The sequence below is a fragment of the Plastoroseomonas arctica genome (genome assembly GCF_018128965.1).
Lineage (GTDB): Bacteria > Pseudomonadota > Alphaproteobacteria > Acetobacterales > Acetobacteraceae > Plastoroseomonas > Plastoroseomonas arctica.
Window position 1 is genome coordinate 50,461 of record NZ_JAAEDH010000026.1, and the last position, 19,687, is coordinate 70,147.

Sequence of the window (19,687 nt, forward strand, 5' to 3'; positions counted from 1 at the left end):
TGGATCGGACCGCGAGCTTGATATGAATTGGTTCATCGTGGCGCGAGGTCACAAACTTTCTTCGCCATTGCGTTGCACCAACACGCTCTGGCATCTGTTTCGACGTGTGCAGGAAACGGCGGGTGTCGCCCGACAATTTAGGGCTGCGGGCCATCGAAGGCGTCCGGTCGTGCGATGTGATTTACAGAAACAATGCCAGCGCGAACGCTTCGATGCCTCGCTGCCATGAGCCTCTTTACGGGCCGGTTGCGACTGTGCCATCAGAACGGCGAGACAGATCGAGTTGCACCAAGCATGTCGAGCCGGTTGCCCCCACGCCTGCGCACCAGGTCTGTCTCCACCGGCTGCGTCGCCACGGCGCTCGCAGGGCTTTCGATCGCGGCCTGTCTCAGCTCGACCCCCGCCGTGGCGCAGCGGCGCGATGCGGATGCGGTCCAGCGCGGCGTCACCGTCACCACCCGGTCGCGCCCGGAGTTTGACCCGCTCGGCGTGCGGCTGGGCAGCTTCCGGCTCGACGCATCCGCCGAAACCGGCCTCGGCTTCGACGACAACCTGTTCGGCACCGAGCGCGACCGACGCTCCAGCCTGGTCTTCGCCAACGGCGGTGCCGCATCGGTGCAAAGCCAGTGGGGGATCCACGCGGCCGCCTTGTCGGCCCGCATCGAGAACCTGACCTACGCGAACGAATCCCGGCTCAACACAACCGATTGGTCGCTCGCCGGGCTTGGCCGCTACGACATCGATTCATCGTCCAGCGTGGAGCTGCAGCTGTCGCAGCGGCACAGCTTCCTCTCGGTGCAGACGCTGGACCTGCAGCGGGCGGGCTTCCGCGAACCGCTGCCCTTCGACGAACAGACCGCACGGCTGATCGCCCGCAGCCGCATCAACCGGCTCTCGGGCACCGCCTATGGCCAGGTGCGTCATGTGAGCTTCGACGGCGGGGAGAGCGCCGCGCTCGTCGACAACACCGTCGCCATCGACTACTTCGCCTACTCGGCCGGCACGACGATTGCCTACGAGCTGACGCCCGGGCGTTCGGCGACTCTCGCGCTCCGCGCAGAGGAGCTCGATGGCGAGGGACGGCGCGGCGGCCGCATCGACAGCTTCACCTTCGATGTGCTGGCCGGCTTCGCCTATGATTTCGACGGCGTCTACCAGGCGAGCATCGGCGTCGGCTATGCCCGGCGGGAGTATCGGGATTCCACGCGGCGGTCGATCGAGGGCGTCGGCCTCGATGCGCGCCTCGTCTACCTGCCCAGCCAGCTCACGACCATCACCGCCGCGGTGCGACGCGGCGTGGATGATTCCGTCCGCAGCGGTGGCGAGGGCTTCCTGCGCACCCTGGGCTCGCTGCGGGTGGACCATGAGCTGCAGCGCAACATCATCCTAGGGGCCGAGGTGTCGCTCGAGCGGCGCGAATACAGCAACCCGTCCCAACGCGCCTCGGACGCGGTCGGGGTGCTGTCGGCGCGGTGGCTGATCAACCGCAACCTGTCGATGATCGCCACCTACCAGCACGTCACGCGCTTCGGGACGACGGCCGGGATCGAGGAATACGACCAGAACCTGGTGTTCCTTCGGCTGCGGATCAGCCTCTGAGCCTGCGGTCGCCGCCGCGCCTCGGTGGCGCGGCAGGCTGACGCCGGTCAATCGCGCAGCAGGCTCATGATGGCCAGCACGATCACGAGCCACAGTATAGCTGAAATAGCCAGGCCGATGAGGATGCCACGCGCCGGCGATCGTCTTTTCATCAAGCTGGACTCTCGCCGGTCGACTGGCAGCAGCGCTTCGGCGCCGTAGATCTGGTTGCGACCGGTCGATTGCAGCATTGTCTGGTCGCCGTCTGATAAAGTGATGGTCCGGGTTTACGGTCGAGTGAAACTCTTTGCAATACCGCAATCGCCTCGGTCCCGGCGTTATGCGATCTGTGGAACCCAGCATTGGCGACGGTCCGCGCTGCCTCCATGTCGCGATCCGCGATCGGGTGCGCCGCAAATCGGCCGGATCGGCTGTCGAAAAAAGCGCGCAAGGCACGTGTTTGCAACCAGGAAGTGTTAATAAATTTCTACAACCCGCGATGATCCCTCTTGGACGTTAACTCTCTTGCAACGGTAGGCGGCTTGATCCGCCTTGCGCGGTAGGCGGCTTCAAAGCTGACGTTTTGCTTGCTCGCCGAAGTAACAAGACCGCGCGCACCCTCAACTGGGTGTCGAATCCCCTGTTCAACGCGCCACAATGTTCTTAACATCCGACATCATAATAATTAAGACAAAGAAACATTTTTTAGACCCCACCTGCCTCCTGCCGAATGACCCCTTATCCCGCCGATGCCGCTCCCCGCGGACGGAGAATGCCCGAATGAACCGCTCCCCCTCGTCGCCCATGCTCACGCAAAGCTTATCGCCAAGCTCTGGCTTCTCGGCCAAGTCCCGGTGCCGGAACAACCATGGCTCGCGTGACCTCGGCAAGCGCGCCCTCGACATCGCGGGGGCGTCGCTGTTGACCCTTGCGCTGCTGCCGGTGCTGCTGCTGCTGCTGGGGATGCTCCGCGCCACGCAGCCTTCGGCGATCTACCGCCACAAGCGCGTCGGGCTGCGCGGGCGGACATTCGACTGCCTGAAGCTGCGCACCATGCACATGGATGGCGACCGCATCCTGGCCGAGCTCCTGGAAGCGGACCCCGAGGCGCAACGCGAATGGGCGACCAACCGCAAGCTCAAGAACGACCCGCGCATCACCCCGATCGGCCGCTTCCTGCGCAAGACCAGCCTCGACGAACTGCCCCAGCTGCTCAACGTGCTGCGCGGCGAGATGAGCCTGGTGGGCCCGCGCCCGGTCGTGGCGCGTGAACTCGACGAGCATTACGGCCCCGAGGGCACCGATCTCTACTGCTCGGTGCGGCCTGGCCTCACCGGCCTGTGGCAGGTCAGCGGGCGCAGCGACACCAGCTATCGCCAGCGCGTCGAGCTCGACGCCCGCTACGTGCGCGAGCGTTCGCTTGGCCTTGACGTGAAGATCCTGCTGCGTACGCCGGTCGCCGTCCTGCGCCGTGATGGTGCCTGCTGACGCCATGGACGGTTCCGTAGCCGGGGAGGCGACGAGTGCGACCGCGCTGCTGTCGCCGCGCCAGCACCTGACGGCCCTGGGCGAGGGGCCGCGGGTGCCGCTCCCCTACACCCATCTCCTGCCCGTGTTCGAGGCGCAGGCCGCCCGCACGCCGCATCGCCGGGCGGTGGTCTGCGGGGACGACGCGCTCGACTATGCCGCGCTGGATGCGCGCGCCAACCAGCTCGCCTGGCATCTGCGCGAACGCGGCGTCGGCGCCGGGGCGCGGGTCGGGATCTGCCTGCCGCGCGGCATCGATCTGGTGGTCGGCGTGCTCGCCGTGCTGAAGACCGGCGCGGCCTACCTACCGCTCGACACCGCGGCACCGGCCGCGCGGATCGCCGGGATCTTAGAGGACGCCGCCGTCGCGGTGACGCTCACCGTCGACGCGCTCCGCCACCTGGTGCCGGCCTCGCATGCGGCCTGCCTCGTCGATGCGGAAGCGCCGGCGATCGCCCGGCAGCCGGTGCACAAGCTGGCCGTCGCGGCTAATCCCGACGCGCCGATCTACGTGATCTACACCTCCGGTTCGACCGGGCAGCCCAAGGGCGCCGCCTGCCGCCACCGTGGATTTGCCAACCTGCTGCACTGGTATGCGTCGGCCCTGTCGCTCGGTGCCGCCGACCGCGTGCTGATGATCGGCGCCTTCACCTTCGACGCGGCGCAGAAGAACCTGTTCGCGCCGCTGCTCGCCGGTGGGGAGCTGCACATGCCCCAGGCCGACGCCTTCGACCCCGAGTCGCTGGCCGCTGGCATCGCCGCGGCCGGCATCACCTGGATCAACGGCACCCCCAGCACCGTCTACCCGATCCTCGAAGGGCCCGCCGCGCGTGCGCCCGGGATGCTGCGCTCGCTGCGCTGGGTGGTGCTCGGCGGTGAGACGATCAACGCCGCGCGGCTGCTGCCCTGGCTGCGCGACCCCGCCTGCCAGGCGCGCATCCTCAACACCTATGGCCCGACCGAGTGCACCGACATCTGCGCCGCCTGGGCCTTCGATGCGCACAACGCCATGTCGCCGGTTCCGCTCGGCGGCCCGATCGACAATGTCCGCCTCGCCGTCGTCGACGAGGCCGGCGCGCCGGTGCCGGCGGGCGCGGCGGGCGAGCTCTGGATCGGCGGCGCGGGCGTGGGCCTGGGCTATGTCGGCCGCGCTGCGCTCACCGCCGAGCGTTTCGTCACCCGCAACCTGTTGGGCGCGGCGGAGCGCTGGTACCGCACCGGCGACCGGGTGCGCTGGAACAACGCCGGGCTACTCGAGTTTCTCGGCCGCACCGACCACCAGGTGAAGCTGCGCGGCTTCCGCATCGAGCTCGGCGAGATCGAGGCCGCGATGCTTGCCCATGCTGACGTGCGCGAGGCCGTGGTCGTGCTGCGCGAGGATGGCCCAGGCGAGGCGCGGCTGGTTGCCTGGTGCGTTTCGCGCCCGGGCGTTGCCGCCGATACCGCGTCGCTGCGCCGCCACCTCGCCGAACGCTTGCCCGCCTACATGGTCCCGGCCGACTTCGTCTGGTGCGACCATTTGGCGCTGACGCCGAACGGCAAGGTCGATCGCCTGGCACTGCCCGAGCCGCCGCGGGCCGTCGCCGCGCCGGCCGAGGCCCCCGGGGATCGGCTGCAGGCGCAGCTGCTGGCGATCTGGCGCGCGGCGCTGCGCCATGACGCGGTCGGGATCGACGACAATCTCTTCGACCTCGGCGGAACCTCGCTGACGGTGGCGGAGATCCAGTCCGCAATCGGCCGACAGCTCGGCCGCCAGCTTCCCGTGGTGGCGTTGTTCGCGAACCCCACCATCCGCCGCCTCGCCGCGCTGCTGACCGATGCGCCGCGCGCCGATGTGCCGCGGATGGATCAGGCGCGCGATCGCGCCGCGCGCCAGGCCGAGGCGCTCCGCCGCCTGCATCCCGCACGGAACGGGAGGACCGGATGAACGCGATGAACGACTTCCCCGCGGCCCTCGACGGCGTCGCGATCATCGGCATGGCGGGGCGCTTCCCCGGCGCCCCGGACGTTGCCGCCTTCCAGGAGAACCTGCTGGCCGGGCGCGATTCCATCGCACGCTTCGCCGAGGCCGCCCTCGAGGATCGCTTCAGCGCGGCTGAACGCGCCGACCCCTCCTTCGTCCGCGCCCGCGGCATCGTCGAGGATGTCGAGGCGTTCGACGCTGGCTTCTTCGGCATGAAGCCGCGCGAGGCCGCACTCACCGACCCGCAGCACCGGGTGTTCCTCGAGATCTGCTGGCAGGCCTTCGAGGATGCAGGCTACGACCCGGCGCAGGTCGAGGGCTCGGTCGGCGTGTTCGCCGGTGCCAGCATGAACACCTATTTCCTGCATCACCTGGCATCCGACCGCGCCATGCTCGACCGCTTCACCAGCCAATACCAGGTGGGCGAATACGCGACGCTGATGGGCGCGCTGGGCGACACGTTGGCCACGCGCGTCTCCTACAAGCTGAACCTGCGCGGGCCGTCCATGGGCGTGCTGACCGCCTGCTCGACCGGCCTCGTCGCCGCTGCGCAGGCGGTGCAGTCGCTGCTTCTGCACCAGTGCGACATGGCCTTGGCCGGCGGTGTCTCCATCACCTTCCCACAGCGGCGCGGCTACTTCGCCGAGGATGGCGCGATGTGTGCGCCCGACGGCGTGTGCCGCCCCTTCGACGCGGATGCCAACGGCACCGTCTTCAGCTCCGGTGCGGGCGTCGTGCTGCTCAAGCGGCTCGCCGATGCGGTGGCCGATGGCGACCATGTCTACGCCGTCATCAAGGGCCATGCGGTGAACAATGACGGCGCCGACAAGGTGGGCTTCACCGCGCCCTCCGTGACGCCGCAGGCCGAGCTGGTGATGACCGCGCACGCCATCGCCGGCTTCGACCCGCGCTCCGTCGGCTTCGTCGAATGCCACGGCACCGCGACCCCGCTGGGCGACCCCATCGAGATCGCCGGCCTCACCCGCGCTTTCCGTGCCGGAACCGAGGAGCGGGGCTTCTGCGCGATCGGTTCGCACAAGGGCAATGTCGGGCATATGGATGCCGCGGCGGGCGTTGCCGGGCTGATCAAGGCGGCCCTCGCCGTCGAGAGCGGGATCATCCCCGGCACCGCGCATTTCCAGCGCCCCAACCCGGACCTGGCGCTGGACACCAGTCCGTTCTTCGTCAATGCGCGCTCGGTCGGCTGGCCCGCGATCCCCGGGCCGCGCCGCGCCGGCGTCACCGCGCTCGGCATCGGCGGCACCAACGCGCATCTGTGCCTGGAGCAGGCACCGGAGCTGCCGCGCGAAACGCCCGCGCAGGGCCGTGAAATCCTGCTGGTCTCGGCGCGCAGCGAGCCGGGGCTCGCCGCCGCGCGCGCCGCGCTCGCCACGCGGCTGCGCGCGAACGACGTGCCCCCGCTCGCCGATGTCGCGCACACGCTGCGCGCCGGGCGGAGGCACTTCCCGCATCGCGCCGCCATCGTCGCCATGAACCACGACGAGGCCGCCGCGCGGCTGGAGGGCAGCGAAGCCGCGACCGGTGTCGCCGCCCCCCGCCCGGTGGTGTTCCTGTTCCCCGGCCAGGGCGCGCAATACCCCGGCATGGCCGCCGAGCTCTACCGCGAGGAGCCGGTGTTCCGCGACGCCATGCAGGCCTGCGCCGCCGCGCTGCGGCGTGCGGCGGGCTGCGACCTGCTCGAGACGCTCTACGGCGACGCGCCCGGCAATGCGGATGCGATCCGCGACACCTATGTCGCGCAGCCGGCGATCTTCGCGGTCGAGTACGCGCTGGCCCAGCTCTGGCTGAGCCGCGGCGTCACGCCTGCCGCGATGATCGGCCACAGCATCGGCGAGCTGGTGGCGGCCACCCTCGCGGGCGTGATCGGCCTGGCCGATGCGATGGCGCTGGTCGCCGAGCGCGGCCGGCTTATGTCGGCGCTGCCCGGCGGCGCCATGCTCGCGGTGCGGCTGCCCGAGGCGAAGCTGCTGCCGCTGTTGCGCGGCGATGTCGCGCTCGCGGCTTCCAACGGCCCCGCGCTATCCGTCGCCGCCGGGCCGCACGACGCCATCGCGGCGCTACAGCGCGCGCTGGAAGCCAACGAGATCGGCTGCCGACTGCTGCACACCTCGCACGCCTTCCACTCGCCGATGATGGACCCGATCCTGCCGGCGATGCGCGCGGCGGCCGCACGCCTGAGCTTCGCCGCGCCGACCATCCCCTATGTCTCGACCATGACCGGGGAATGGATCAGCGACGCCGAGGCGCGCGATCCGGATTTCTGGGCACGGCATGCGCGCGAGCCGGTGCGCTTCGCCCAGGCGCTGGCCACGCTGCGCGCGCGTTTCCCCGAAGCGGCGCTGCTCGAGGTCGGACCCGGCCGCACGCTGGCCACCCTCGCGCGGCAGGCAGCCGCCGGCCAGCCGATGATCACCGCCGCGTCGCTGCCCGACCCCGACCAGGAGGCATCGCCGCTCGACACCATGGCGCAGGCGCTCGCGCAGCTCTGGGTGTCGGGTGCCGCCGTCGCCTGGCCGTCGCGGCCCGAGGCCCGGCGCGTATCTCTGCCGCCGACGCCGTTCGAACGTACCCGCCACTGGATCGACGCGCCCGGCGCCCTGCCGGTCGCGGCCGCTCCCGTCGCCATTTCGCAAGAGACCATCGTGATGAGTGACCAGCGCAGTGCCACCGCCCGGGCCGGGATCATCGCCGCCATCGAGGCGCTTTCGGGCGAAGCCATGCCGGAGAGCGATGCCGGCACCAGCTTCCTTGAGCTCGGCTTCGACTCGCTGCTGCTGACCCAGCTCGCGCAGCAGCTGCGCAAGCGCTTCGCCGTGCCGCTCAGCTTCCGCCAGCTGAGTGGCGAATTGTGCAGCCTCGCCGCCCTCGGCGACCATATCGCTTCCGCGCTGCCGGAACCCGCACCCGTCGCCGCAACACCGGTGGTGGTGGCGGCCGCACCCGAGTCCGCCGCGCCAATGCCGACAATGACCGCGTCCACGGATGGCTCGGTCGCATCGCTCATGCAGGAGCAGCTTCAGGCGATGAGCCGGCTGATGCAGGCGCAGCTCGATACACTGGGCCGCATCGGCGCCGCGCCGGTCGCCACCCTCGCGCCTTCCGCCCCGCGCCCCGCCACGTCGGCGGCCGAGATGGTGAGCCGCTTCGCCCGCTTTGCGCCCGGCCAGCAGCGCGTGGCGGTGGGTTCCATCACGCCCGCGCAGCGCGCATTCATCGACGCGCTCGCCGCGCGCCAAGCCGCGCGCATGCCGGGCTCGCGCCGCAGCACCGACCAGCACCGCGCGGTGCTCGCAGATCCGCGCGCGGCACACGGCTTCCGCCAGGAATGGAAGTCGCTGGTCTACCCGATCGTGGTCGCGCAGGCGCAGGGCGCCACCATCCGCGATGTCGACGGCAATCGCTACATCGACCTGGTCAACGGCTACGGCGCCACGGCGTTCGGCCACAATCCCGATTTCGTCGTCGAGGCCGTCGCCGCGCAGCTGCGCGCCGGCTTCCCGATCGGCCCGCAGGCGGACCTCGCCGGCGAAGTCGCCGCGATGATCGCCGAGATGACCGGCAATGAGCGTGTCAGCTTCACCTGCACCGGATCCGAGGCGGTGATGGCCGCGCTCCGCCTCGCGCGTGCAGTGACCATGCGCAAGCGCGTGGTGAGCTTCGCCGGCGCCTATCACGGCGGCTTCGACGAGGTGATCGTGCGCGGCCAGCGCATCGACGGCGAGCCCGTCGGCGCCCCCGCCGCGGCGGGCGTCACCGAGGAAGCGGTCGCCAACATGACCGTGCTGGAATACGGCGGGCAGGTCACGCTCGACTGGATAGACGCGCATGGCGACGAACTCGCCGCCGTCCTGGTGGAGCCGGTGCAGAGCCGCCATCCCGGCCACCAGCCACGCGAGTTCCTGGTGAAGCTGCGCGAGATCACCGCCCGCCATGGCACCGCGCTGATCTTCGACGAGGTCGTGACCGGCTTCCGTTCGCACCCAGGCGGGGCGCAGGCGCTGTTCGGCATCCGCGCCGACCTCGCCACCTACGGCAAGGTGCTGGGCGGCGGGCTGCCGATCGGCATCGTCGCGGGTGCGGCGCGCTTCATGGACGCGCTCGATGGCGGCGCCTGGCGCTACGACGATGCGAGCGGGCCCGAGACCGACGTCACCGTCTTCGCCGGCACCTTCGTGCGCCATCCGCTCGCGCTCGCCGCGGCCAAGGCGGTGCTGACCCATCTGAAGGCGCAGGGCTGCGCGTTGCACGACACCCTCGGCGCACGCTGCGCGAGTCTGGTCGAGCGTCTGAACGCCATGCTGGAGCGGCGCGGCATCGCCGCGCGCGCCGAGCATTTCGGCTCCATGTTCCACCTCTCGCTCAATGGCGAGGATCGCCGCGCCGCGCTGCTGCCCTACCTGATGCGCGAGCACGGCGTGCACTTCCAGGATGGCTTCCCCTGCTTCCTGACCACCGCGCATGGCGATGCGGAATGCGACGCCGTGCTGCGCGCCTTCGACGACTCGCTCGGCGCGCTGCAGCAGGTCGGCATCCTCGGCGAAGCCGGGGCGGCGTCGCCGGTGGCCACGCCCGAGGCGCCGCGCGAGGCACCGCTCACGGAATCCCAGATGGAGGTCTGGCTCGCGCAGCAGCTCGGCGATGCGGCCTCCTGCGCGTTCAATGAATCCGTCTCGCTCGCGCTCGACGGTCCGCTCGACGCGACCAAGCTGGGTGCGGCGCTGGCCGCTTCCGTCGCGCGCCGCGATGCGCTGCGCGCGCGCTTCGCCCCGGACGGCACGATGATGCGCATCGTTCCCGCCGGGCCGGTCGCGCTGCATGTCGAGCCGGCCGACGCCGCGACGCTCGCGCAGGTGCTCGACGCCGAGGCGCGCACGCCCTTCGACCTCGAGCAGGGCCCGCCGTTCCGCGCCCGGCTGCTGCGCCTCGCGCCGGCCTCGCACGTGCTGGTCTTCACCGCCCATCACATCATCTGTGACGGCTGGTCGCTGAACCTGCTGATGCAGGACATCGCGGCTCTCTACGACGGCACCTCGCTGCCGCCGGCGCCGTCCTTCGCAGAGATCGCGAGCGCGGGCGAAGCCGATGGCGCGACGGCGGCCGAGTATTACTGGCGCGCACAATTCGCGTCCCTGCCCGAGCCGCTGGAGCTGCCCACCGACCGGCCGCGCCCTGCGACCAAGAGCTTCGCCGGCGCCACCTTCTCGATGCCGATCGAGGCGCGGCTCTACCAGGCCGCCTGCCGCGCCGGCGCGAAGCATGGCTGCACCGGCTTCGTCACCCTGCTCACTGCCTTCCAGATCCTCATGGCGCGCCTCGCGGGCCAGGATGATGTCGTGGTCGGCGTGCCGATGGCGGGCCAGGCGCTCATCGAGAATGACGGCGTCGTCGGCCATTGCGTGAACTTCCTCCCGATCCGCGCGCAGTGGCGGGCCGAGACAACCATCGCCGAGCAGCTGGCCGCGACGCGCGCAGCGGTACTGGATGCGCAGGAACACCAGCGCTGCACGCTCGGGACCATCGTGCGCGGGCTTGGCGTGCCGCGGGGGCCGAACCGCCTGCCGCTCACCGATGTGCAGTTCAACCTCGAGCGGCTGAGCGAGCCGGAGGCGTTCGGCGGCCTGCGCGCGCGGCTCGCGCCCAACGCCAAGGCCTTCGTGAATTTCGATCTGTTCTTCAACCTGTCGGAGACCGCGCAGGGGCTGCGCCTTGACATCGACTATGCGACCGACCTGTTCGACGCGGCGACCGTCGCGCGCCATGCCGGCCACTATGTCCGCCTGCTGCAGGCCTTCGCCGAGGATGCGGGCACGCCCGTCGTGCACGCGCCGCTGCTGCAGGCCTCCGAGCGCCAGGCGTTGCTCGCCGATCTCGGGCGCCCGGCGGCCGCGATGCCGCCGGTGCAGGGCGTGCACTCGCTGTTTCAGGCGCGCGTCGCGATCAGCCCCGACGCGACCGCAGCGACCTGCGGCGCGACAAGCTGGACCTATCACGAGCTGAACGAGCGCGCCGATTTCCTCGCGGCCCACCTGGCCGCGCGGCTGCCGGCCGGTGAGCACCGCGTCGGCGTGCTGATGCAGCGCTCGCTCGACATGCTCGCCGCATTGCTGGCGGTGAGCAAGGCGGGCCATGCCTATGTGCCGCTTGACCCGCACCATCCCCCGGCGCGGCTCAAGGCCATCATGCGCCAGGCCGGCATCGCCGTGCTGCTCGCCGATGCCGCCTCGATGCCCGAGGCGCCGGTCGCGCCTGTCATCCTGGTGGGGCCGGAGATGGAGCCGCCGGGACCGGCGCAGGCCATTGCCACGATGTCGGCCGGCGAGCGCGCCGCCTACGTCATCTTCACCTCGGGCTCGACCGGCGCGCCGAAGGGCGTCGAGGTCGGCCAGCAGGCGCTGGTGAACCTGCTGCTCTCGATGGCGCGCGAGCCGGGCTTCGACAGCCAGGACACGCTGCTCGCGACCACCACGATCGCCTTCGACATCGCGGCGCTGGAGCTGTTCCTGCCGCTGGTCACCGGTGGTCATCTCGTGATCGCCGACCGCGCGACCACGCTCGACGGCTTTGCGCTGCTCGCCCTGCTCGAAGGCTCGGGTGCCACGGTGATGCAGGCGACGCCGTCCGGCTGGTCGATGCTGCTCGAGGCCGGTTTCCGCGGCCGCCCGGGGCTGAAGCTGCTCTGCGGCGGCGAGGCGCTGCCGCGCGACCTCGCGGACCGGCTGCTCGTGGGCGGGTCGCCGCTGTGGAACCTCTATGGCCCGACCGAGACGACGATCTGGTCCTCCTGCGGCCTGGTGCCGGCGCAGGGCCCCATCACCATCGGCGAGCCGGTGGCCAATACCCGCCTGTACGTGCTCGACCGCCATGACGAGCTGGCGCCGACCGGCGTGCCAGGCGAGCTGGTGATCGGCGGCGGCGGCGTGGCGCGCGGCTATGTCGGCGACCCCGCGCAGACGGCCGCGAAGTTCATCCCCGATCCCTTCGCCACCGATGGCAGCCGCATGTACCGCACCGGCGACCGCGCCCGGCGCCTCGCCGATGGCAGCATCGAGCTGCTCGGCCGCGGGGATGGCCAGGTGAAGCTGCGCGGCTACCGCATCGAGCTCGGCGAGATTGAGGCCGCGCTGCGCCGCCAGCCCGGCGTGCAGGACGCCGCGGTGATGCTGCGCACCGATCCCGGCCGCCCGGCGCGGCTGGTCGCCTACGTTGTCGGCGCCGGTGGCGCGAAGCCGGAGGTGCTGCGCGGCGCGCTCGGCGGCACGCTGCCCGACTACATGGTGCCGGCCGCCTTCGTCGCCCTCTCGCAATTCCCGCTCACGCCCAACGGCAAGCTCGACCGCAAGGCGCTGCCGGTGCCCGCCGAGACCGCGGACGCCGCGGCCACGCGGGCGACGGCGCCGCTGGTCACCGAACGCCAGCGCACCCTCGGCGGCATCTGGGCCGAGGTGCTCGGCATGCGCCCGATAGGGGCCACGGACGACATCCTGGCGCTGGGCGCGGATTCCATCCAGCTGTTCCAGATCGTCGCGCGCGCCCGGCGCGTCGGCATCCAGATCTCGGCGCAGGACCTGTTGCGGCGGCGGAGCATCGCCGCCCTCGACGCCCATCTCGATACGGCAGCCGCGCCGACAGCGGCCACCCCGGCGCGGCGCCTGCCGCAGCTGGCGGATTTCCGCAGGAAAGCAACCAACCAATGAGTGGCGCACCCACCGCCGCCTACTACGTCGAACCCGTCGCGCTGCCGGAATTTCCGGCGACGCCGGCGCAGACGGCGCTCTGGCACAAGCTGCAGGCGGCACCGGCCGACCCCACGCTCAACGTCGCGGCGCGCTGGCGCATCGAGGGCGTCGTCGACCTGCCCTTGCTCGAGCAGGCCTGGCGGCTGCTGGTCGCGCGGCACGAGATCCTGCGCACCCGCTTCCTTCCGCGCGGCGACGCGCTGGTTCAGCAGGTGCTGCCCGGTGCCGGCTTCACCATCCGCCACGTCGACCTGCGCCACCTGCCCGAGGCCGAGCGCGACGCCGCCGCCGAGCGCCTCGGCCGCGAGGAAGCCGCCGCGCCGTTCGCGGAGCTGGAGCCGCCGCTGCTGCGCATCACCGTGCTGCAGCGCGCCGAGCGCCGCGCGGACATGCTGCTGACCACGCACCACCTGGCCGGCGATTGCTGGTCGAACCTAGTGCTGGCGCGCGAGCTCGCGACGACCTGCCAGGCGCTGCATGCCGGACGCGACGCAGCGCTCGGCGAGCTGCCGCTGCAGTTCGGCGACTATGCCGCCTGGCGCGAGTCCTGGTTCGCCGAAGGCGGCGCCGAGCCCGATCAGGCGTATTGGACGCACCGTCTCGCCGGCCTGGGGCCCTTTTCGGTGCCGAGCGACCGGCCGGCGCCGGCGCAGCCGACCCGCCGGGGCGACATCGTGGGCGAGATGGTGCCCGACGCCATCATGCAGTCGGTGCTGGCGACGGCGCGCGAGCATGGCGCGACGTTCTTCGCCTTCGGCCTTGCGGCCTTCACCGCCCTGCTGCACCGCTGGGCGCGGCAGGACGACATTCTCGTCACGACGCAGGTCGCCGGGCGCGAAGATGTCGAACTCGAAGGCGTCGTCGGCCCGTTCATCAACACCATCGCGCTGCGCAGCGACTGCGCCGGCGACCCGCGCTTCGCCGATCTGCTCGACGCGACGCTCGGCACGGTGGGCGAGGCGCTGCAGCACGCCGCATTGCCCTTCGAGATGCTGCCGCGCACCGAAGCACCCCGTCGCGACGGCCGACGCGCCACCCTGGAGGGGGTGAATTTCCAGGTGCTCAACAGCGCCCTTCTCAAGGATTCCGATGCCGGCGCCTTCGCGCTCAAGGGCTTCCCGAGCCTCTCGCCCGGTGCTAAGCGCGACCTCGACCTCTATTTGGTGGAGCGCAGCGTCGGCTGGCGGGTGCAGTGCGAATACGACCCCGACCTGTTCGACCGCGATACCGTGGCCTGGCTGCTGCAGCGCTACCTCGCCATCCTCGGGGCGGCATCCCGCGGCGTGTCGCAGCGCCTCTCGGATCTGCCATTCGAGCCGCGGGCCGGCGTGGCGCCGGCCGTCGCCGCGCCTTCGCCCATGGTCGCCGCGACAAGCGAGGCGCCAACGCTGGTACCAGAGATCGCGCGCGGAAACCCGGGTGACGGCGCCGCGCTGCTCGATCTCTGGTGCGCGGTGCTGAAGCGCGACGCGGTGCCGCAGGATGCGAATTTCTTCACGCTCGGCGGGGATTCGCTGCGTGCCGCGCAGCTGCTCGCGCGCGCCGAGGCGCGGTTCGGTCGGCGCATCGGCCTCGCGCAGCTGTTTCGCGCGCCCACGCCTGCGGGCATGGCCGCGCTGTTCGGCATCACGCTGCCGGACGCCGTCCCGGCACTACCGCCGTTGGTGGAAGCCGATGACGACACCGCCTGGCAGATCGTGCGGCTGCGTGAACAGGGCACGGGCACGCCGATCATCGGCGTCAACAACATCGGCATCCTGCACCGGCTGTCGGAGCTGCCGGGGATCGATCACCCGATCACCACGCTCCGCCTGTTCGAGCCGGGTCGCCCGCACCCCATCGCGGGGCTGGACATGGGAACGATCGCGGCGCGCTACCTGGACCTGCTCCGCATCGCGCATCCGCACGGACCCTACATCCTGTTCGGCGAATGCGTGCACGGGGTGCTCGCCTATGAGATGGCGCGGCAGCTGCGCGCGGCCGGCGAGACGGTGTCGATGCTGGTGGCGGTCAACATGTGGCACCCGACCTATGGCGAACGCCTCAACGCCGTGCAGCGTTGGAGCGTGCGCCTCGCCTCCCTGCGGCTCAACTTCGCCGAGTTCCTGGCCGGTCGGCAGAGCTTCCGCACCTTGCTCGGGCATTATTCGCTGCCGCATCGCCTCGGCATCTTCCGCGCCGCCAAGCGTCTCGGACTGATCAGCGAGATCCCGGCCCGCACCGGGGCGCCGGAGCAGGAGGATTTCCTCCTCGCGCTGATGCGCGCGCGCGACGGCTACGCGGCGCAGCCCAGCGATGGCCCGATGCTGCTGATGACGACGCCCGACCAGCCGTACGGCCACGGCTTCCAGCCGAGCCTCGGCTGGGATGGCACCGCGGGCGGACCGGTCGCGATCCATCGCGTGCGCCATGTCTCGGCGGCGCCGGGTGAGCAGGAAGAGCTGCCGACCGTCGAGACGGTGTTCGCCACCGTCCTGGCCGCCACGCCGTGATCCATTTCGCGCGCCGCATCGGCCTGACGGGCGCCGCGGTGCTCGCCGGCGCCACGATCCTGGTCCCCGGCCTGCGCGACGGCGCGAAGGAGCAGCTGCGCGCGCGGCTGTTCCCCGAAGCCTGGCGGCCAACCGCGACGGGTCCCCATGCCGTCGGTCGCGCCACGCTCGCCTTGTCGGTCGACGGTGCGAACGGCCGGATCGACGTCGATGCCTGGTACCCGGCCGAAGCCCCTGCGCAGCGCCGCCCGGGAACGGGCATCGTGCATCCTGCGCTCGCGCCGCATTGGCGCGGTGCAGACTTCGCCACGCCGGCCGGGCGCGCGCCGGTCATTCTCTACCAGCCCTCCTGGTTCTCGCACCGGCGCGAGAACAGCTTCATGCTTGCCAACCTCGCGAGCCACGGTTTCGTCGCGCTGGCGTTGGACGACATCCGGCGCTATCCGGGCGCCGCCGGCCCAGAGGCGGCGCTGCGCGCGGCCGCGCTCGACCAGGGCTCGGAGGCGGCGATGGAGCGCTCCCTGGGTGTGGTCGCCGAGCGCGTTGCGCTCGCGGGACGCATCGGGGCGGCCGCGCTGGACGCCTTCGCGGCCGATACCGAATGGGCGGGGCGGATCGATGCGGGGCGGGTCGGCGTGCTCGGCTTCTCCTTCGGCGGCGCCATCGCCGCCGAGATGGCGCGCGCCAACCCCCGCGTCCTGGCCGGCATCAACCTCGATGGCTCGACCTACGGAGAGGCCGGCCGCCTGGGTGCCGGCCGCCCGTTCCTGACCCTGTTCGGCGATGCGCCTTTCCCCCCGGCCGCCGAACGCATCCACCCCGACCCCGCGATCCGCCTGGAGGCCGCGCTCACGCTGATTGAGACGCAGCGCCAGCTTGCGCAGGCGTCCCGGCCGGCGACCTGGTGCTTCAGCTTCGAAGGCGCGCGCCACGGCGACTTCTCTGATGCGCTCGTCGTCCCGCCCATCACCAGCCTGGGCGAGGCGCGCAACCTCGACCGGCGCGCGCTCTGGGGTGCGATCAACGCGTATGTTCTGGCCTTCCTCGACCACACGCTGCGCGGCGCGGCGCCCGGTTTGCTGGACGGCGCGCCGCCGCAGGGCGTCCGCCGGCTGCGCGAGATGCAGCCGCTCGCCGGCTCGGGCCATCCGGGCGGGAGCGAACCATGGCCGGTCTGAACACGCTCGCGCGCGTCGCGCTCTGCCGCAGCCCGGTGGGCGAGGCGCTGCGCCGCGTCCCGGGGCTGGAGCGAGCCTATGCGCGACGCATGCTCAACAGCGAGCGCAAACCCGGCCTGTTCGCCGGCTGCTACGCGACCTATGGCGAGGCCATGGCGGCGATCCCGCCCGGCCGCGTCGCCGGCTGGGACAACACCGGCTGCGCCGACATCTTCAACGGCCCGCTCCCGAACCAGCCTTCCGCGCACGCGGTGTTCTTCTGGCTGTCCCGCCTGCTCGAGGCTGGCGCGCGCCTGGTCGACTATGGCGGTGGTCCCGGCGTGACCTACCGGCTCTACGCACAGCGCGCGACGTCGCCGGTTGGGGTCACCTGGACGGTCGTCGACCTGCCCGCGATCGTCGCGCGCGGGCGGGAGGTCGCGGCCGCGGGTACGCTCGAGGGCATCGCCTTCGCCGAGACCCTGGCCGAGGCCGGGCCCTGCGACATCCTGCTCTCGGCCGGCGCGCTGCAATACATGGAGCATTCGATCCCGGGCCTTCTCGCGTCCCTGGCCACGAAGCCGCGCCACATCATCCTCAACAAGGTGCCGCTGACGTCGGGTGCCGCCTACTGGTCGCTGCAGAACCAGGGACCCGCGGTCTGCCCCTACCGGATCTACAACGCGGCCGATTTCCTCGCCTATTTCGAGGCCGAGGGCTACACCGTCGCAGACCGCTGGCGGGTGGCCGAGTTGACGTGCGACATCCCCTTCCATCCGCGGCGCTCGATCGACGAGCAATGCGGCTTCCTGTTCTCGCGCCCATGACCCGGCGTTCACGCATCACGGACCCACGCTCATGAACGCGGCACTCGGCCTCATTCTCGCCCGCAGCTGGATGAATGTCTGCGGCCTGCTGGCCTTCCTGCTGGTCGCACGCTTCGTGACCCCGGCGGAGATCGGCATCTACGCGCTGGCCTCGAGCGCGGTGCTGCTGCCGATGTCGCTGGTCGGCGCCGGCTTCGCCGAGCACATCATCGGGCGCGACCCCGAAGGGCGCGACGTCGCCACCGCCTTCTGGTCCTCGCTCGCGAGTGGCGCGGTCGGCACCCTCATCGCGCTGGTCTGCGCCGGGGTCGCCTATGGCTTGCTCGACCAGCGCGAGATCGCGACGATCATGCTGCTGATGTCGCCGCTGCCGATGATCTGGGGCATCGCGGTGATCCCGGAATCGATCCTGATCCGCGACGGGCGCGGCAGCGCGCTGGCCGTCGTGCCGTTCCTGGCCGACCTGCTCGGCCTGCTGGGGCTGGCGGCTGCGATCCTGATGGGTTGGGGCGTCCTCGCCCTGGTGCTGAACCGCATCATCAGCTGCGTGGTCATGGCGGTGGGGATGACCATCGCCTCGCCGCCGCGCGACCTCATGCATTTCGACCGCGAGGCGGCGCGGCGGGTCGGCCGGTTCGGCGCCGGCCTGGTCGGCAGCCGGGTCGCAGGCTGGGCCAGCCAGTTCGGCACCGAGTTCGTCATCGGCGTGCTGCTATCGACGAGTGCAGTCGGCTACTACCGCCTGGCGTCGCGCCTGGTCGGCGCGCTGTACACGGTGATGATGCAGGGGCCGTCCTCGGCGCAGCTCGCCTATTTCGGTCGCGCCCATCACGAGGCGCCCAAGGCCTATGACCATGCGCTGCGCCTGCACCTGAGCATCGCGATGCCGGTGATCATCGCGGTCGCCGTCGGCGCGCCGCTGATCGTCGAGGTTGCACTCGGCGCCACCTGGGCGCCGAGCGGCTTCGTCCTGTCGATGCTGGCACTCGCCCTGATCCCGGCGATCGGCGCCAATATCGCGACGACCATGCTGGTGGCGCAGGGGCGTTCGCGCCGCGCCTTCGCCCTGCACAGCGCGATGGCACTGGTCACCGTGCTCGGCCTACTCGCCGGATCCTTCTTCGGGCTCGACGCGGCAGCCATCGCGCGGCTGGCCATCGCCTGCGTCGTGCTGCTGCCGGTGGTGGCCGCGGTGCGGGAATTGCAGCCGAGCGGGCTGATGCGCACGGTGCGGAACTACGCGGCGATCGCGGTGCCGGCGGTGGCGATGGCGGTCGCCATGAAGGCGGTGCTGATGCTGTTGCCGGCGCCCGCGGGCTGGCTCGCCGGCGTGCTGACCCTGGCGACGGCCTCGCTCGTCGGGCTTGGCGTCTTCGTCGTGGCCACCTTCCTGGTGCTGCGCCGGACCACGCTGCTGTTCCGCCTGCTGCTCGCCGGGCAATGGTCCGGCTTCCGCCGGCTCAGCCGCCAGCCTCGCTTCGGAGCGCTGGTGTGACCCCGATTTCGACTCGGCCCGGCGGGGCGGCGAGGCCCAGCACTGACAGCGCGCCGCCGCTCGCGGCCACCACGCGCCAGCCGGTCTCGGCGGCGGCGACGGCGCCCACATGCTCGGACGGGCTCGCGAAGGTCTCGATCTGCCAGCGCGACTCGTCGCCGGGTGGCCAGCCGATGTCGCGCAGCAGGGCCGGCTGGCCGGGCGTGAGCGAGACCGAGAAGCGGTCGAGCGGCGCGTGCAGCCCCGACCCCAGCGCCTTCACAACCGCCTCCTTCCGCGTCCAGCCGAGGAAGAAGGCAAGCCGTCGACCGGCCGGCGTGAGCCGGGCGAACTCATCGAGCTCGGCGGGCGAGAACACCGCATGGGCGAGGTCGTCCTCGACCGGGCGCACCGCCTCGATGTCGACACCGAGCGCGAAGCGCGCAACGCCCAGGGCAGCGAGGCCATGCGAATGAGACAGGTTGAAATGCACGCCGCTATTGGCGGGAAAGGCGAGGCGCGGCTTGCCCATCGGGGCGACGTCGAACTCCAGTTCCAGCGGCGGCAGGCCCAGGCTGTCGCCCAGGATGGCGCGCAGGCCCGCTCGCGCGGCGCGGCTGCTGGCCCGGTCCTCCGCGCGAACAAAGCGCGCGGCATGCGCCTCATCCGCCTCGGCGAGGCAGTCCGGCGGCACCGGCGCATCGGGGTCGATGCGCCAAATCCAAAGCTGCACAGTGTTGGCGTCGATGCCGATCAATGGCGTCACCCTCGCCCGCCGGCCGCGGGTCTCGCCCACGCGGTGCCGCAATGAACCGCCGTGGTCTGATCGCCGGCCTGCCGCTCGCCGGGGTCCCCTGCGCCACGCTCGCCCAGGCGCCGGGGCAGCAGCCCGCCCGCCCGGGCAGGCCCGCG

At 71.4% G+C, this 19,687-nt stretch carries 10 protein-coding genes; 8 read left to right on the plus strand and 2 right to left on the minus strand.

All coding sequences use genetic code 11. The annotated features are described in order from the left end of the window. Positions 1 to 306 precede the first annotated feature (306 nt). Positions 307 to 1,599 (plus strand): outer membrane beta-barrel protein, encoded by a 1,293-nt coding sequence (locus tag GXW79_RS18820; protein WP_211875988.1) that lies wholly within the window; start codon positions 307 to 309, stop codon positions 1,597 to 1,599. Positions 1,600 to 1,646: 47 nt separating this feature from the next. On the opposite strand, the gene GXW79_RS18825 is transcribed toward GXW79_RS18820, so the two are convergent. Beyond that, positions 1,647 to 1,829: a hypothetical protein gene (locus GXW79_RS18825; RefSeq protein ID WP_211875989.1), complete on the minus strand. Its 183-nt coding sequence runs from the start codon at positions 1,827 to 1,829 to the stop codon at positions 1,647 to 1,649. A 553-nt stretch (positions 1,830 to 2,382) separates the two neighbouring features. Between GXW79_RS18825 and GXW79_RS18830 the strand changes: the two genes are divergently transcribed. Genes GXW79_RS18830 through GXW79_RS18860 form a run of 7 tightly spaced genes read left to right on the plus strand, consistent with a single transcriptional unit; the run spans position 2,383 to position 18,796 of the window. Continuing rightward, positions 2,383 to 3,066 (plus strand): sugar transferase, encoded by a 684-nt coding sequence (locus GXW79_RS18830; protein WP_211876000.1) that lies wholly within the window; start codon positions 2,383 to 2,385, stop codon positions 3,064 to 3,066. A 4-nt stretch (positions 3,067 to 3,070) separates the two neighbouring features. After that, complete coding sequence (locus GXW79_RS18835) at positions 3,071 to 5,032, plus strand: non-ribosomal peptide synthetase (RefSeq protein WP_211875990.1); 1,962 nt, start codon at positions 3,071 to 3,073, stop codon at positions 5,030 to 5,032. Next, positions 5,029 to 12,783, plus strand: coding sequence for a non-ribosomal peptide synthetase/type I polyketide synthase (locus GXW79_RS18840; RefSeq protein ID WP_211875991.1), 7,755 nt, complete (start codon positions 5,029 to 5,031; stop codon positions 12,781 to 12,783). Before GXW79_RS18835 ends, GXW79_RS18840 begins: the two co-directional genes overlap by 4 nt. Further along, positions 12,780 to 15,317 (plus strand): condensation domain-containing protein, encoded by a 2,538-nt coding sequence (locus GXW79_RS18845; protein WP_211875992.1) that lies wholly within the window; start codon positions 12,780 to 12,782, stop codon positions 15,315 to 15,317. The genes GXW79_RS18840 and GXW79_RS18845 overlap by 4 nt, the downstream gene beginning before the upstream one ends. Continuing rightward, positions 15,314 to 16,495, plus strand: coding sequence for a dienelactone hydrolase family protein (locus GXW79_RS18850; protein ID WP_211875993.1), 1,182 nt, complete (start codon positions 15,314 to 15,316; stop codon positions 16,493 to 16,495). The genes GXW79_RS18845 and GXW79_RS18850 overlap by 4 nt, the downstream gene beginning before the upstream one ends. After that, positions 16,483 to 17,301 (plus strand): methyltransferase, TIGR04325 family, encoded by an 819-nt coding sequence (locus GXW79_RS18855; RefSeq protein ID WP_211875994.1) that lies wholly within the window; start codon positions 16,483 to 16,485, stop codon positions 17,299 to 17,301. Before GXW79_RS18850 ends, GXW79_RS18855 begins: the two co-directional genes overlap by 13 nt. A 31-nt stretch (positions 17,302 to 17,332) precedes the next feature. Continuing rightward, entirely contained in the window at positions 17,333 to 18,796 is a 1,464-nt protein-coding gene (locus GXW79_RS18860) for an oligosaccharide flippase family protein (protein WP_211875995.1), read from the plus strand. On the opposite strand, the gene GXW79_RS18865 is transcribed toward GXW79_RS18860, so the two are convergent. Beyond that, positions 18,762 to 19,541, minus strand: a complete 780-nt coding sequence (locus GXW79_RS18865) for a 4'-phosphopantetheinyl transferase family protein (protein WP_211875996.1) — start codon at positions 19,539 to 19,541, stop codon at positions 18,762 to 18,764. The two genes, GXW79_RS18860 and GXW79_RS18865, sit on opposite strands and share 35 nt — an antisense overlap. Positions 19,542 to 19,687: the final 146 nt, after the last annotated feature.

Excerpts from the sequence above, each read along its gene's own strand:
- GXW79_RS18855 (WP_211875994.1), top strand. The coding sequence starts at position 16,483 with ATGGCCGGTCTGAACACGCTCGCGCGCGTCGCGCTCTGCCGCAGCCCG.
- GXW79_RS18825 (WP_211875989.1), bottom strand. The coding sequence starts at position 1,829 with ATGCTGCAATCGACCGGTCGCAACCAGATCTACGGCGCCGAAGCGCTG.
- GXW79_RS18835 (WP_211875990.1), top strand. The coding sequence starts at position 3,071 with ATGGACGGTTCCGTAGCCGGGGAGGCGACGAGTGCGACCGCGCTGCTG.
- GXW79_RS18830 (WP_211876000.1), top strand. The coding sequence starts at position 2,383 with ATGCTCACGCAAAGCTTATCGCCAAGCTCTGGCTTCTCGGCCAAGTCC.
- GXW79_RS18845 (WP_211875992.1), top strand. The coding sequence starts at position 12,780 with ATGAGTGGCGCACCCACCGCCGCCTACTACGTCGAACCCGTCGCGCTG.
- GXW79_RS18860 (WP_211875995.1), top strand. The coding sequence starts at position 17,333 with ATGAACGCGGCACTCGGCCTCATTCTCGCCCGCAGCTGGATGAATGTC.
- GXW79_RS18840 (WP_211875991.1), top strand. The coding sequence starts at position 5,029 with ATGAACGCGATGAACGACTTCCCCGCGGCCCTCGACGGCGTCGCGATC.